Raw genomic sequence first — 14,914 nt, forward strand, 5'->3', positions numbered from 1 at the left:
GTGGAGTTGCCCCATGTCCGACCAAAGCCGCCAGATGACCCCTGAAGAAGCTGCCGAATTCACCGAGCAGGTTTTCAACAAGGCGCGCGACGGTGATGCCGAGATGCTTGATCGCCTGGTCACGGCCGGTTTGCCAGTCAACCTGAAGAACAGCAAGGGTGACACGTTGTTGATGTTGGCCAGCTATTACGGCCATCTGGATGCGGTGCAGGTGTTGCTTAAACACAAGGCCGACCCGGAAATGCGCAATGGCAACGGCCAGAGCCCGATTGCCGGCGCCGCATTCAAAGGCGATCTGCCGGTGGTCAAGGCGCTGGTCGAAGCGGGCGCAGAGATCGAAGGCTCGTCGTTTGATGGGCGTACGGCGCTGATGATGGCGGCGATGTTCAACCGCGTTGAAATCGTTGATTACCTGATCAGCAAGGGTGCCAATGCGCAAGCCAAGGACGCCAATGGCGTGACAGCGCTGGATGCGGCGCGCACGATGGGGGCGGTTGATACCACCGCGCAGCTGGAAAAACTGCTGGCCTGACGGGCCTCAAAAGATCGCAGCTTGCGGCAGCTCCTACATTGAACGCGTTGGCCTGCCATTCCGTGGATGAGCGCTGAACGTAGGAGCTGCCGAAGGCTGCGATCTTTTGCTTTGTGCGCTATCCTCCGCGCCCTCGAAATTCACCTTCGCCACAGGATCAGCCCTCATGAAAGCCGCACTCGTCGAACTCATCAGCAAAATCAGCTCTGGCTGCATGGGCGAGGACGAGATCGTGAAAGTGGCTGACGAAGCCGCGCAAGCCTACGCCGATGCCGATGCCTTTCTGGCAGCCAACCCGGACATCAACTACGACGACACATTCCCGATTGCGTTGGGCGAGTGGGTCGTGGTCGGCAGCCTGCCGGAAACCGTGCTGTTCCAGGCCGACACCTACGTTGACCTGTTTGCGCAGATCGTCGCCTCGTTTGGCCCGGGCGTGGATTTCAACCTCAAGCCCAAGCAACTGGCCAAGACCGAAGCGCTGACCGCGCTCAATCGCATCCAGGTGCAGATGAGCAGCATGAATAAGGAAAACGGCGGTTACACGCTGATGAACTTCAGCCAGTTGCTCGACGACGAACTGCAGTTGGTGCTGGTCTACGGTAACGACGTGTCACGGGTGCTGGAGCTGTGCGCCGAAGTTGGTATCGCCGCTGCGCCATCGCTCGAAGCGCTGAAGATAGCCGTGCACGTCTGAGCGAGATAGCAATAAAAGGGAACCCTGCGCGCGACCGTCTATCCTAAAAGTGCATGCCACTATTCTGGAGCGACACCATGGGTTCCACGTTCAACGGTCTGATCGGTCTGATCATCCTCGCCCTCGACATCTGGGCCATCATCAATGTGCTGAAAAGCGGCGCCACCACCGGGATGAAAATCGTCTGGGTGCTGCTGATCATCCTCCTGCCAGTGCTGGGCCTGATCATCTGGGCGATTGCCGGACCGCGGGGCAACGTGCGGATCTGAATCGGCTAACACCGCAATACCCCTGTAGGAGCTGCCGAAGGCTGCGATCTTTTGATCTTGATCCTGAAAAACCAGATCAAAAGATCGCAGCCTTCGGCAGCTCCTACAGGGGGATTGTGGTTGTGAGGTTCGACCTGTCATCTTCGGCAACGTAGAATGCGCGCCTTTCCCGGGCAATCGTCCCCACGATTGGCGCCCGCGCATTCATCGGAGCACTTGACCATGACCGTCACCAAAACCAGCGAGTACCTGGAAACCCTCTACGAAGGCTACGGCCAGCGTTTTCGCATGGAAGAACTGCTGCACGAAGTGCGCACCGAACACCAGCACCTGGTGATTTTCCAGAACCCGCGCATGGGCCGGGTGATGGCGCTGGACGGCGTGATCCAGACCACCGAAGCCGACGAATTCATCTATCACGAAATGCTCACCCACGTGCCAATCCTCGCCCACGGCAGCGCCAAGCGCGTGCTGATCATTGGTGGCGGTGACGGCGGCATGCTCCGTGAAGTGACCAAGCATGCCGGTGTCGAGCACATCACCATGGTCGAGATCGACGGCACCGTGGTCGATATGTGCAAAGAGTTCCTGCCGAACCACTCCAGCGGCGCCTACGACGATCCGCGCCTGAACCTGGTGATTGACGACGGCATGCGTTTCGTCGCCACCACCACGGAAAAATTCGACGTGATCATCTCCGACTCCACCGACCCGATCGGCCCGGGCGAAGTGTTGTTCTCGGAGAACTTCTATCAGGCGTGCCATCGCTGCCTGAACGAGGGCGGTATCCTCGTGACCCAGAACGGTACGCCGTTCATGCAGATTGACGAAGTGAAAACCACTGCCGGTCGCCTGAACAGCCTGTTCCCGGACTGGCACTTCTACCAGGCAGCCGTGCCGACCTACATCGGCGGCTCGATGACTTTCGCCTGGGGCTCGACCAATCCGGCGTACCGCAAACTGAGCCGTGAAACCCTGCAACAGCGCTTCATCGGCAGCGGCATCGTCACCCGCTACTACAACCCGGAAATCCACATTGGTGCGTTCGCCTTGCCGCAGTACGTGCTGCAGGCGATCAACAAGCCAAGCAACGACTGAATAATCGCTGCAAGTCTTTGTAGGAGTGAGCCTGCTCGCGATTACGGTTTGTCTACCAACATCAGCGTTGGATGAGAAATCGCTATCGCGAGCAGGCTCACTCCTACAGTCGATGTCGTTTTTTTCATCTTCGCCCGTTGTAATCCTTTTGAACCAACTTTCGGCGTACACAGTCGAGATAGGTGTAAGCCCATTTGCGGGTTTGATCGAGGAGGCACCGATGCAAAAGTGGAAAGTCACTTTCGTGGACGATCATGGTGAAATTGTCGATGAGGTGTTCGAGCGCGCGGAATGCCCCAGCGACGATGAGGCCGCTCGATTGATCAAGGCACGGCTCCTGCCCGTCGCCGCCGAACTGGATCTGAACGATCTGGAAGGGCGCACCGCCGATGCTGGCGTCAAAAGCCTGAAAACCCAGAACAGCATCGAAATCCGCAGCATCACCCCAATCTGAAATACTTCTTGTCACCTTCAACACCAGGCCTTGGCAGCAGCTCTATCTTGGGGCTACTCTGCAAGCGAGATCAGCGAACGGATCGCTAAGGTCTGGTCTTGTCAGCTACATGCTTGTTCCCGCGTGCAACCACGTTGCCGTCGTACTTTGGCCAGAGGCCCGGGGCGGGAATACGGAAAGTCTATCCATCTATGCGAGGGGGACGATTCATGAGCACAGCCTATCAAGAAGACATCAGCAGCAATGTTCTGCGCCGCATGAAAGAAGGCGGTTTCGATTTTTCCCGATTCCATCCCATCGAGTTCTACGCAATTTTCCCGGACGAGGAGCGGGCGCGCAGGGCGGCAGGCAAATTTCGCGGTGAATCCATCAATGCCCAGGTCAGCCTGCGTGATGACGGTGCGTGGGCGCTGGAATTGAGCAAAGTGATGTACGCGACATATGACGATATCGGCGACTTCGAGCAGGGATTCTCTGCCGTGGTTGAACCTCTGGGTGGCATTATCGAAGGCTGGGGTGTGAAGCAGGAGGTGCGCAACCGCCACCGTTTGAACTGATCTCTGGTTTCATTTGTTGAGCAACGGCTGACCTTCGGGTTGGCCGTTGTCATTTCCGGCATAAGCAAAACGCTGTGGCAAAACCCTGAAACAAGAAACCGAGGCAAAAAAAAGCCACCGGAGAGGGTGGCTAAAAGGGAAGACCGATAAGGAGAGGAAACCGGTCAGGGTTACAGCGGGGCGGGCCGCCGAGGCGATCCCAATCAGTTGAGCTGGCCGCTTCATGGCGCCGGGGCCGGTGAAGATTTGCAGCGAATGTGCGGATTATCCGCAGGCAGCGCCGGGCAGTGAAATCAACTCTGACTATGCTGGTGATAGGCGATGCAGTGCGTCGCAATGAAGCGGGGGCAATCCGGTTGGGGCATTTGCCGCACAGGAATGGTGCGGTGCCTGCGGCGTGTATTTCCAACCGATTGAAATCAAAGCGTTTATGCCGATGGCACGGGCCTTGCGAAGGCCTGTATGTCCGGGTGACAAGGAGTACGGCATGATCCGCACCTATTTTGATGAGATGTACGATGCCGGCGGCCAGGTTCGCCCGCATTATCGGGAGTTCGCCCGATGGCTGGCTGATACGCCGGATGAGCTGTTGGCCCAGCGGCGACGCGAGGCCGATCTGCTGTTCCATCGCGCCGGCATCACGTTCACGCTCTATGGCGACGAGCAGGGCACCGAGCGCCTGATTCCTTTCGACACCATCCCGCGCAGCATCCCTGCCAGTGAATGGCGAATCGTCGAGCGCGGGTGTATCCAGCGGGTCAAGGCGTTGAACATGTTCCTCGCCGACCTCTATCACGAGCAGCGCATTATCAAGGCCGGGATCATTCCCGCCGAACAGGTGCTGGCCAACGAGCAATATCAGTTGGCGATGCAAGGCCTGGATCTGCACCGCGATATCTATTCGCACATCTCCGGCGTCGATCTGGTGCGCGACGGCGACGGCACTTATTACGTGCTCGAAGACAACCTGCGTACACCGAGCGGCGTCAGCTACATGCTCGAAGACCGCAAGATGATGATGCGCCTGTTCCCGGAGCTGTTCGCCGCGCAGCGTATTGCCCCGATCGATCACTACCCGAACCTGTTGCTCGACACCCTGAAAAGCTCAAGTCCGATCGATGACCCGAGCGTGGTGGTGCTGACGCCGGGGCGCTTCAACAGTGCGTTCTTCGAGCACGCATTCCTGGCGCGGGAAATGGGCGTGGAGTTGGTGGAAGGCGCGGATCTGTTCGTTCGCGACGACAAAGTTTTCATGCGCACTACGGACGGCCCGAAAGCGGTGGACGTTATCTACCGTCGGCTCGACGACGCGTTTCTCGATCCACTGGCGTTCAATCCCGATTCGATGCTCGGTGTGCCGGGGCTGCTGTCCTCTTATCGCTCGGGCAACGTGGTGCTGGCCAACGCCATCGGCACCGGCGTAGCGGACGACAAATCGGTGTATCCGTTCGTTACTGACATGATCCGGTTCTACCTCGACGAAGAGCCGATTTTGAAGAACGTACCGACCTGGCAATGCCGCAACCCGTCTGAACTTTCTCATGTGCTGGCCAATCTTCCAGATCTGGTGGTCAAGGAAACCCAAGGCTCAGGCGGTTACGGAATGTTGGTCGGGCCGGCATCGACGAAAGCGGAAATCGATACTTTCCGCGAACGGATCAAAGCCAAACCCCACGCGTACATCGCGCAACCGACGCTGTCGCTGTCGACCTGTCCGACCTTTGTCGAAAACGGCATCGCGCCGCGCCATATCGACTTGCGTCCGTTTGTCTTGTCCGGGCGCGAAACCCGGGTGGTTCCCGGCGGTTTGACCCGTGTGGCGCTGCGCGAAGGCTCCTTGGTGGTGAATTCCTCCCAGGGTGGCGGAACCAAGGACACCTGGGTGGTCGAGGATTGAAGGAAGCTTGCCATGTTAAGTAGAACTGCCTCGGATCTGTATTGGATGTCGCGTTACCTGGAGCGGGCGGAAAACCTCGCCCGGATGCTCGACATCAGTTATTCGCTGTCGCTGATGCCGCAGGACGGTCGTGGCGATGGTTTGCACGAATTGGCCATGCCGTTGCTGATCACCGGTACCCTCGACGATTACCTCGAGCGCCATGGCGCGCTACATGCTGAGCGTCTGCTGCACTTTTTTGCCCTCGATGCGGCTAACCCGGCGAGCATTTACAGCTGCCTCGGCGCGGCGCGGGCCAGTGCCCATGCGGTGCGTGGGCGCATCACGGCGGACATGTGGGAGAACATCAATTCGACGTGGCTGGAAATTCGCGGCATCGCCGAACAGGGCCTCAGTCGCTATGGCATGAGCCGTTTCTGCGAATGGATCAAGGAACGTTCGCACCTGTTCCGTGGTGCGTCGTACGGCACGATCATGCGTAATGATGCGTTTCGTTTCATTCGCCTCGGTACGTTCATCGAACGCGCGGACAACACCCTGCGATTGCTCGATGCGCGCTATGAAATGGCTGGCGATCAGGCTGAAGCAGTCAGCGACGGTACGGCCCACGCCTACTACCAGTGGAGCGCCTTGCTGCGCGCCTTGTCGTCATTCGAGGCCTACACCGAAATCTACCGCGATGCGCCCGGCGCCCGGCATGTTGCCGAGTTGTTGCTGTTGCGTGCCGATGTACCGCGTTCACTGCGTGCCTGCACCGAAGAGATCGATCAGATTCTCGCGCAACTGCCCGGTGCCAATGGCCGTCCGGCACAGCGTCTGGCGGCAGAGATGGACGCGCGCCTGCGCTACACCGGCATCAACGAAATTCTCGAGGAAGGCCTGCACGCGTGGCTGACCGAATTCATCCCGCTGGTGCGCCAGTTGGGCAACGCCATTCACAGTTCCTACCTGGAGGCTGCATGAGACTTTCCATAAGCCACGAGACCACCTATCACTACGAGGATCAGGTGCGGGCGAGCATCCAGTACCTGCGACTGACCCCACACGATAGCGAACGTCAACACGTGTTGAGCTGGCAGCTCGATCTGCCGCGCCCGGTGCGTGCGCAACTCGATCCGTTCGGCAATATCCTGCATGTGCTGACCATGGACGAGCCGCACGAAGCGATCATCATTGGTGCGCGCGGGCAGGTCGATATCGACGAACTGCGCGAGGCCGAGCATGAGAGCCAGTCGGCGCTGCCGTTCCTGCGCTTTACCCGTTTGACCGAGGCGGATGAGGCGTTACGCGCGTTCGCCGAGAAATCCTGCAAGCAGCGGCGTGATCGCACAGCGCTGATCGATCTGATGCACGGCTTGAATCAGCACATGACCTACACGCCGGGGTCCACCGAGGTCGACACCAGCGCCGCCGAGGCCTTCGCCGGGCGTGCGGGTGTTTGCCAGGATCATGCTCACGCGTTTCTGGCTTGCGCACGCAGTCTCGGGATTCCGTCGCGTTATGTGTCGGGGTATCTGTACAGCGAGGATTGCGAGCATCTGGCCAGCCACGCCTGGGCTGAAGCGTGGCTGGATGACGCCTGGTACAGCTTTGATGTGACCAATGAACTGGCGCGGCCCGAGCGCCATCTGAAACTGGCGGTAGGTCTGGATTATCTGGATGCCTGCCCGGTGCGCGGTATGCGCCGGGGCGGTGGGTGTGAGCAGATGCATGCGAAAGTGTTCGTCTCGCCAACTCCGATCATCTCGGTGCAACAACAGTAAACGCCGTACCCCTGTGGGAGCGAGCCTGCTCGCGATAGCGGTCTGTCAGTTACAAATGTGCTGACTGATACACCGCTATCGCGAGCAGGCTCACTCCTTTAAGGAAATGTGCTCAGGGCTTAACCTTGCGCCCGGCCATGTGCTTGAGATATCCCACCAGCATTTCCAGATCCCCCTCCGGTAACACCTCCACCGAAAACCCTGGCATCTTCGCCTGCGGCCACTGACGCAAACTCTGCGGATCACGAATGTAGCGCTTGAGGAAATCCGCGCCGAAATACTCGGTCGGGCTGTAAGGAATATTCAGATCCGGCCCGAATTGCGCATCACCCGCACCGTTCAACCGGTGACACGCCAGACAGTTTTTCTGAAACAGCGCAAACCCTTGATTCACCGGGTCATCTGCCTTCAACGCAGGATCCGGCAGCAGGGCAGGGAAGCGTTCGGCCACCGGCGCCATGCGCTTGATGCTCGCGACTTCGAACGGCCACTGCTCCGGGCTGATATTGCCGGCCTGCGGATCGGTCCAGACCAGGTAGAACGGCCCGGCGCTGTGCTTGCCTTCCGACAGCGGTGGCCACGGCTGCGCCGGATCTTCGATGGCCAGCCATGCTCGCGCACCTGTTGTATTAAGCAACGGCGCAGCTGACAACTCGGCGGCAAAGCCGTCCAGTGCCACCGCTTGCAGGTGATCCTGCGGTTTGATCCCTGTCAGTAATGCGGCCACAGGCACGGCGCGATAAGTCATGTCCTTCTTGTAGGACACATCGTTTTTGATCGTCAGGGTTTGCACTTGAGGATGCTTGAGCAATTCCTCGGTCTGCCAGGTGCGGCTGCTTGCGCCCAGTTGCAGATCCAACTGGGCGGCAGACAAGGGCATGCTCAGCAGCATGGCCCCGAACACAATGAGCGCTTTCAAATGATCGCCGTCCATGTCGTGAGAGTGCGCCAAGGTTGGCACAGCCACGCTGGCCCGGGTAGCGGGCCAGTCACATTTTCAGTGGCGATGAACAGCGCCTGCCGCTCGACTCAGCCGATGACCTTGGTCAGATTCGGCAAAATCAACAACAGCGTCGTGGCGAAAAGAATGAGCCCTGCTTGACGAACTTTCGGTTGTTTGAACATGGCTTGACCGCCTTTATTGTTATTTCCTGATGCCTGCCTGCATATCCATGACGGCAAGCGCTGCACTTCCTGTTGAAGAACGTCTGCCTCGGCAAAACCCGACGACCCTGACGTACATGTTCTACATTAGGGGCCGCGTCACGCTTGGCTTAGATCCATTTCATATGGAATGCTTGCCAGATGCGATAAAAAAGGCATGAGGCTTATTGCCAGCTTCTTTGCCGGCCGCTGGCTAGACAACTCGCCGACCTGAACCGGTTCACCCAGCTGCCGATGACCGTCCGTCTGAGCGTGTGCGTCAACCGCATTGAGCGCTGTGGTCATTGAATCCATGGCCGCACGGGTCAAGAGTGGAGTCACAAGCAATCACTCCCCGCACAGGTTCGAGGACGTCATGACCCAAGCTTTGATATTCGATGCGTTACGCACGCCCCGTGGCAGAGGCAAGGCCGATGGCGCCCTGCACAGCGTCAAACCGGTGAATCTGCTGGCCGGTCTGCTGGCCGCGCTGCAAGCGCGCACCGCGCTGGACACCAGTCAGGTCGATGACGTGGTCATTGGCTGCGTGACGCCGATTGGCGATCAGGGCTCGGACATCGCCAAAACCGCAGTGCAAGTGGCCGATTGGGACGTCAGTGTCGCGGGTGTGCAGATCAACCGTTTCTGCGCATCGGGACTCGAAGCGGTCAACCTTGGCGCAATGAAAGTGCGTTCGGGCTTCGAAGACCTGGTGGTGGTCGGTGGCGTCGAGTCGATGTCGCGGGTGCCGATGGGCAGCGACGGTGGCGCCTGGGCGCTGGACCCGCAAACCAACCTGCACAGCCATTTCACTCCGCAAGGTGTTGGCGCGGACCTTATCGCCACGCTGGAAGGCTTCAGCCGTCAGGACGTCGATGCCTATGCGCTGCACTCGCAACAGAAGGCCGCGCGGGCCCGGGCTGACGGCTCGTTCAACAAGTCGCTGGTGCCGGTGCAGGATCAGAACGGCATCATTCTGCTCGATCACGATGAGTTCATTCGTGCCGAGTCGACTCTGGAAGGCTTGGGCAAGCTCAAGCCGAGTTTCGAAATGATCGGCCAGATGGGTTTTGACGCCACGGCGCTGCGGGTCTACAGCCATGTCGAACGCATCAATCACGTGCACACCCCGGGCAACAGCTCAGGGATCGTCGACGGTGCAGCACTGATGCTGATCGGCTCCGAATCCAAGGGGCGTGCGCTGGGCCTGCAACCTCGGGCGCGCATTGTCGCCACGGCGGTCACCAGCACCGATCCGACCATCATGCTCACCGGCCCGGCGCCGGCAACGCGCAAGGCACTGGCGAAGGCCGGGCTGCGCGTTGAAGACATCGACCTGTTCGAGGTCAACGAAGCGTTTGCCTCGGTGGTGCTGAAGTTCATCAAGGACATGGCGGTCGACCCGGACAAGGTCAACGTCAACGGCGGTTCCATCGCTATGGGCCACCCGCTGGGCGCGACCGGTTGCGCGATCCTCGGCACCTTGCTCGATGAGCTGGAAGCGCGGCGTCTGCGCTATGGCCTGGCGACGCTGTGCGTCGGCGGCGGCATGGGCATTGCCACCATCATCGAACGCCTCTGAGCCCCGAATTCAAGGAACCTTGTTATGAGCGAAGCCATTCGTTACGAAAAAGGCCAGGACGCGATCGTCGTGCTGACCATCGACATGCCGGGCCAGAGCGCCAACACCATGAACGCCGTTTACCGCGAGGCCATGGCCGCTTGCGTTGCCCGTCTGGTGACTGAAAAAGACCAGATTGCCGGGGTCATCATCACCTCGGCGAAGAAAACCTTCTTTGCCGGCGGCGACCTTAAGGAGCTGATCAAGATCGGCAAGCCCGAAGCCAAAGCCTTCTACGACATGGTGCTGACCCTCAAAGCGCAGTTACGCACCCTAGAGACCCTCGGCAAACCGGTGGTCGCGGCGATCAACGGCGCGGCGCTGGGTGGCGGTTGGGAAATCTGCCTCGCCTGTCACCACCGCGTGGCGCTGGACGATGCATCAGTGCAACTCGGTCTGCCGGAAGTAACTCTCGGCCTGTTGCCGGGCGGCGGCGGGGTGGTGCGCATGGTGCGTATGCTTGGCATCGAAAAAGCGCTGCCGTATTTACTCGAAGGCAAGAAAGTGCGTTCGCAACAGGCGTTGCAGGCGGGTTTGATTGATGAGCTGGCGGCGGATCGCGATGAATTGCTGGCCAAGGCGCGCGCCTGGATCGTTGCCAATCCGACGGCAGTGCAGCGCTGGGATGTGAAGGGTTATCAGATTCCGGGCGGTACGCCGTCGAATCCGAAAGTCGCGCAGATGCTGGCGATTGCGCCGTCGATTCTGCGTAGCAAGACCCAAGGGACAATGCCGGCGCCGGAGAAAATCCTCTGCGCGGTAGTCGAGGGCGCTCAGGTCGATTTCGACACCGCGCACTTGATCGAAACCCGTTACTTCACCGAACTGACCACCGGGCAGATCTCGAAAAACCTGATTGGCACGTTCTGGTTTCAACTCAACGAGATCAATGCTGGTGGTTCGCGGCCGCAGGGTTTTGCGCCGTATGTCACGCGTAAGGTCGGCGTGCTTGGCGCAGGGATGATGGGCGCGGGTATTGCCTTTGTCAGTGCTTCGGCGGGCATTGAAGTGGTGCTTAAGGATGTCAATCTGGTTGCCGCCGAGAAAGGCAAAGCACATTCTGCGGCGTTGCTGGACAAGAAAGTCGCCCGTGGGCAGATGGATGCTTTGAAGCGTGATGAGGTGTTGGCGCGGATCACCCCATCCGAAAGTGATGCGGACCTCGCGGGTTGCGATCTGATCATCGAAGCGGTGTTTGAGGATCGCGATCTCAAGGCCAGGGTTTCCTCTGCCGCCCAGCAAGTTGTCGGCGCCGAAGCGGTCATCGCTTCGAATACATCGACGTTGCCTATTACCGGGCTGGCAAAGGCTGTGCCTGATCCTGGCAAATTCATCGGCCTGCATTTCTTCAGTCCGGTGGAAAAAATGCCGCTGGTGGAAATCATCAAAGGTGCACAGACCACCGATGAAACGCTTGCCCGAGGTTTTGATTTCGTCCTGCAAATCAAGAAAACCCCGATCGTCGTCAACGATAGTCGCGGCTTCTTTACTTCACGCGTCTTCGGCACCTTCACCAACGAAGGTATCGCCATGCTCGGCGAAGGCGTGAGCGCGCCGATGATCGAGACCGAAGCGCGCAAGGCCGGGATGCCGGTCGGGCCTCTGGCGATCTCTGACGAAGTTTCCCTCAGCCTGATGAGCCATATCCGTCAGCAAACCGCCAAGGACCTACAGGCAGAAGGGAAACCGCTGATTGAACACCCGGCCTTCGCCATGATTGACTTGCTGCTTCACGAGTACAAGCGTTCGGGCAAAGCGGCGGGTGGCGGCTTCTATGATTATCCGGTCGGCGCGCAGAAACATTTGTGGCCCGAGCTGAAGCCGCGCTTCGAGAAGCCCGACGGGCAGATTTCGCCTAAAGACGTGCGTGATCGGCTGTTGTTCGTGCAGGCCATTGAAACGGTGCGTTGTGTGGAAGAGGGCGTGCTGACCTCGACGGCGGATGCCAACGTCGGCTCGATCTTCGGTATCGGTTTTGCGCCGTGGACCGGCGGTGCGTTGCAGTTCATCAACCAATACGGAGTGAAAGATTTCGTCGCCCGCGCGCAGTATCTGGCTGAGCAGTATGGCGAGCGTTTCGCACCGCCCGCGCTGCTGCTGGACAAAGCGGCAAAAGGTGAAATGTTCTAAGGACAACGCGCATTCCGGGGCTTGCCACGCCAGGGGGTTTCAAGGCAGGCTCTGGGGTGTTCATTATTCCCATCACGTGTCAGGTATTTTTTATGTCGCTACGCATCTGCATTCTGGAAACCGACATCCTGCGTCCAGAACTGGTCGATCAATATCAGGGTTACGGGCAGATGTTCCAGCGCCTGTTCTCACAGCAACCGATTGCCGCCGAGTTCACCGTCTACAACGTGATGCAGGGCGAATACCCAAGCGACGACCAGACCTTCGACGCGTACCTGGTCACCGGCAGCAAGGCCGATTCGTTCGGCACTGACCCGTGGATTCAAACCCTCAAGGAATACCTGCTGAGCCGCTACGAGCGCGGCGACAAACTGCTCGGCGTGTGCTTCGGCCATCAACTGCTGGCGCTGCTGCTCGGCGGCAAGAGCGAGCGCGCGACCCAGGGTTGGGGTGTCGGTACCCACAACTACAAACTCGCGGCCAAGGCGCCGTGGATGAACCCGGTACGCGAAGAGCTGACGCTACTGATCAGTCACCAGGATCAGGTCACTGCGCTACCGGAAAACGCCACCGTCATTGCTTCGAGTGATTTCTGCCCGTTTGCGGCGTATCACATCAACGATCAGGTGCTGTGCTTCCAGGGGCACCCGGAGTTCATCCATGATTATTCGCGGGCGCTGCTGGATCTGCGTCAGGAAGCGCTGGGTTCGCAAATCTACAGCAAAGGTGTGGCGAGCCTGGAGCAGGAACACCATGGCGCTACGGTTGCGGAGTGGATGATGCGTTTTGTGGCGCACAAACCAGAAACTGTCTAAGGCCAAAAGCTTCGCGAGCAGGCTCGCGCCCACATTGGATTTCCGGTGCGCTACCGATCAATGTGGGAGCGAGCTTGCTCGCGCATGTTCCAGACAACTCGGTTTGCTCTACAACCAACCAGACTTCTTGAAACTTGCCCACAAACTCACACACCCCACCGTAATAAACCCCAGCACACCGAAATAGCCGTAGTGCCAGCTCAATTCCGGCATGTTCTGGAAATTCATCCCGTAAATCCCCGCAACCGCCGTCGGAAACGCCAGAATCGCCGCCCAGGCAGCAAACTTGCGTTGCACCACGCTTTGCCGTGATGCCTCGAGCAACACACCAATCTCGATGGTCTGGCTGGCAATGTCGGCCAAGGTGGTCAGGTCTTCCATTTGCCGCGTGACGTGAATCTGCACATCACGGAAGTACGGGCGCATGTTCTTGTCGATAAACGGGAAACTCAGCTTCTGCAGTTCCTCGCCAATCTCCACCATCGGCGCCGCGTACCGACGCAGGCGTACGACATCGCGACGCAAGCCATGCAGCCTCTGAATGTCATGCTCATTCAACGCGCTGCACAACACGTTGCGCTCCAGCTCATCGATCTCGGCATGGATCGCTTCGCCGACTGGCTGATAGTTCTCGATGACAAAATCGAGCAACGCATAAAGTACGAAATCTTCCCCGTGCTCCAGCAGCAGTGGACGTGCCTCACAACGTTGGCGTACATGGGCGTAGGACGCCGAGTGGCCATTACGCGCGGTGATGATGTAGCCCTTGCCCGCAAAGATGTGCGTCTCGATAAATTGCAGAACGCCGTTCTCGCGGATGGGGGAGTAGGTGACGATAAACAAAGCGTCGCCAAAGGTTTCGAGCTTCGGTCGACTGTGTTTTTCCAGGGCGTCTTCAATGGCCAGTTCGTGCAGGTTGAACTGACGTTGCAGGTTGGACAGCTCTTGAGCGTCCGGCTCTTCCAGACCGATCCACACAAAGTGACCGGTTTTCGCAGCCCAGGCAGCGCCTTCGTCGAGGGTAATATTGGTGACTTTCTTGCCTGCGCTGTACACCGCAGCAGCAACAACTCGACCCATGGTGGTGATTCACTTCTTCTTGGCAGGTGGCAGGGAATTCAAGGCTTCAGCTTAGCCGTGTCGCTGCTTGAGAGTCAGTGAAATCTGTACAGTTCACCGGGTAAAAGAAAACCCGCACAGGGCGGGTTGTCTTTTCAGGCAGCTTGCAGTTGCCGATCCATCGATTCAATGCACTCGCGCATCTGCTCGCGACACTGATTGATGAGCATGGGCATGTCGTCCATGGTCAATCCGGCTGTAGGAATCGCCGGCAACGAGCGTATGAGGATTTTCCCGCTGCGCCAGCGATTCAGACGCATGTGCTTGATGTAACTGCTGACGCAAACCGGAACGATCGGTACACCAGCGGCAATTGCCATCTGGAACGCACCTTTCTTGAAGGGCAGCAATTCTTCGCCGAGGTTGCGTGTGCCTTCCGGGAACACCCAGATCGAGGTGTCTTTGTTCTGCAGGGTGTTGGTGGTGGTGAGCATCGATTGACGCGCCTTGTGCGCATTGCCACGGTCGATCAACACATTGCCGGCCAGCCAGAACAGTTGCCCGAACAGTGGCACCCACTTGAGGCTCTTCTTGCCGATGCACACGGTACGGCGCGGCACGACGTTTCCGAACACGAACAGGTCATAGTTGGACTGGTGGTTGGCGATGATCACGCAGCTATCGGGTTTGTTCAGCAAACCGCTGACATCGGATTTCACCCGTAAACGCAAAATACACATCGCTGGTAGCGCATAGAGGCGGGCGCACAGACGGCTGTTGTCCGGATTGAACGGGCGGCAGATCCCGAGAATCACCCCGAGCACGCCGGCCAGAATAAAGTGCAGGCCCATCAACAACATACGAAACACGAACAGCATT

General features: G+C 58.8%; 15 protein-coding genes. 12 read left to right on the forward strand and 3 right to left on the reverse strand.

Annotation, left to right across the window (positions count from 1 at the left end):
• Window positions 1–13 precede the first annotated feature (13 nt).
• The 9 genes from LOY43_RS08910 to LOY43_RS08950 all read left to right on the forward strand — a co-directional run bounded on the left by LOY43_RS08910 (window position 14) and on the right by LOY43_RS08950 (window position 7,267).
• Window positions 14–532 (forward strand): ankyrin repeat domain-containing protein, encoded by a 519-nt coding sequence (locus LOY43_RS08910; RefSeq protein WP_095050929.1) that lies wholly within the window; start codon window positions 14–16, stop codon window positions 530–532.
• Window positions 533–698: 166 nt separating this feature from the next.
• Entirely contained in the window at window positions 699–1,229 is a 531-nt protein-coding gene (locus tag LOY43_RS08915) for a hypothetical protein (RefSeq protein WP_258709483.1), read from the forward strand.
• Window positions 1,230–1,306: 77 nt separating this feature from the next.
• Entirely contained in the window at window positions 1,307–1,498 is a 192-nt protein-coding gene (locus LOY43_RS08920; RefSeq protein ID WP_007914053.1) for a PLDc N-terminal domain-containing protein, read from the forward strand.
• A gap of 222 nt (window positions 1,499–1,720) precedes the next feature.
• Complete coding sequence (speE, locus tag LOY43_RS08925; RefSeq protein WP_258709484.1) at window positions 1,721–2,596, forward strand: polyamine aminopropyltransferase; 876 nt, start codon at window positions 1,721–1,723, stop codon at window positions 2,594–2,596.
• 220 nt (window positions 2,597–2,816) lie between these two features.
• Entirely contained in the window at window positions 2,817–3,050 is a 234-nt protein-coding gene (locus LOY43_RS08930) for a hypothetical protein (RefSeq protein WP_007914057.1), read from the forward strand.
• Between the two features lie 209 nt (window positions 3,051–3,259).
• Entirely contained in the window at window positions 3,260–3,607 is a 348-nt protein-coding gene (locus LOY43_RS08935; protein ID WP_093441760.1) for a ribonuclease E inhibitor RraB, read from the forward strand.
• A 487-nt stretch (window positions 3,608–4,094) separates the two neighbouring features.
• Complete coding sequence (locus LOY43_RS08940; RefSeq protein WP_220558368.1) at window positions 4,095–5,504, forward strand: circularly permuted type 2 ATP-grasp protein; 1,410 nt, start codon at window positions 4,095–4,097, stop codon at window positions 5,502–5,504.
• Window positions 5,505–5,516: 12 nt separating this feature from the next.
• A complete protein-coding gene (locus tag LOY43_RS08945) occupies window positions 5,517–6,467 on the forward strand; it encodes an alpha-E domain-containing protein (RefSeq protein ID WP_016982907.1) in 951 nt (316 codons plus the stop codon).
• On the forward strand, window positions 6,464–7,267 hold the full coding sequence (locus LOY43_RS08950; RefSeq protein WP_007914065.1) for a transglutaminase family protein: 804 nt from the start codon (window positions 6,464–6,466) through the stop codon (window positions 7,265–7,267). Before LOY43_RS08945 ends, LOY43_RS08950 begins: the two co-directional genes overlap by 4 nt.
• A 112-nt stretch (window positions 7,268–7,379) precedes the next feature.
• On the opposite strand, the gene LOY43_RS08955 is transcribed toward LOY43_RS08950, so the two are convergent.
• Window positions 7,380–8,201: a cytochrome c gene (locus tag LOY43_RS08955; RefSeq protein ID WP_093441765.1), complete on the reverse strand. Its 822-nt coding sequence runs from the start codon at window positions 8,199–8,201 to the stop codon at window positions 7,380–7,382.
• 585 nt (window positions 8,202–8,786) lie between these two features.
• Between LOY43_RS08955 and LOY43_RS08960 the strand changes: the two genes are divergently transcribed.
• From LOY43_RS08960 to LOY43_RS08970, 3 genes are all read left to right on the forward strand, one after another.
• Window positions 8,787–9,992 carry an acetyl-CoA C-acetyltransferase gene (locus LOY43_RS08960; RefSeq protein ID WP_095124925.1) on the forward strand — a complete coding sequence of 402 codons (1,206 nt, stop codon included), beginning with the start codon at window positions 8,787–8,789 and terminating at the stop codon, window positions 9,990–9,992.
• Between the two features lie 24 nt (window positions 9,993–10,016).
• Complete coding sequence (locus LOY43_RS08965; RefSeq protein WP_258709485.1) at window positions 10,017–12,161, forward strand: 3-hydroxyacyl-CoA dehydrogenase NAD-binding domain-containing protein; 2,145 nt, start codon at window positions 10,017–10,019, stop codon at window positions 12,159–12,161.
• A 92-nt stretch (window positions 12,162–12,253) separates the two neighbouring features.
• Window positions 12,254–12,976, forward strand: a complete 723-nt coding sequence (locus tag LOY43_RS08970) for an amidotransferase (protein WP_095050934.1) — start codon at window positions 12,254–12,256, stop codon at window positions 12,974–12,976.
• Between the two features lie 108 nt (window positions 12,977–13,084).
• On the opposite strand, the gene LOY43_RS08975 is transcribed toward LOY43_RS08970, so the two are convergent.
• A complete protein-coding gene (locus LOY43_RS08975) occupies window positions 13,085–14,056 on the reverse strand; it encodes a magnesium and cobalt transport protein CorA (protein WP_095050935.1) in 972 nt (323 codons plus the stop codon).
• A 134-nt stretch (window positions 14,057–14,190) separates the two neighbouring features.
• Window positions 14,191–14,913, reverse strand: coding sequence for a 1-acyl-sn-glycerol-3-phosphate acyltransferase (locus tag LOY43_RS08980; RefSeq protein ID WP_220558372.1), 723 nt, complete (start codon window positions 14,911–14,913; stop codon window positions 14,191–14,193).
• Between the last annotated feature and the right edge of the window lies 1 nt (window position 14,914).

Source organism: Pseudomonas sp. B21-041 (assembly GCF_024748675.1).
GTDB classification, from domain to species: Bacteria; Pseudomonadota; Gammaproteobacteria; order Pseudomonadales; family Pseudomonadaceae; genus Aquipseudomonas; species Aquipseudomonas neuropathica.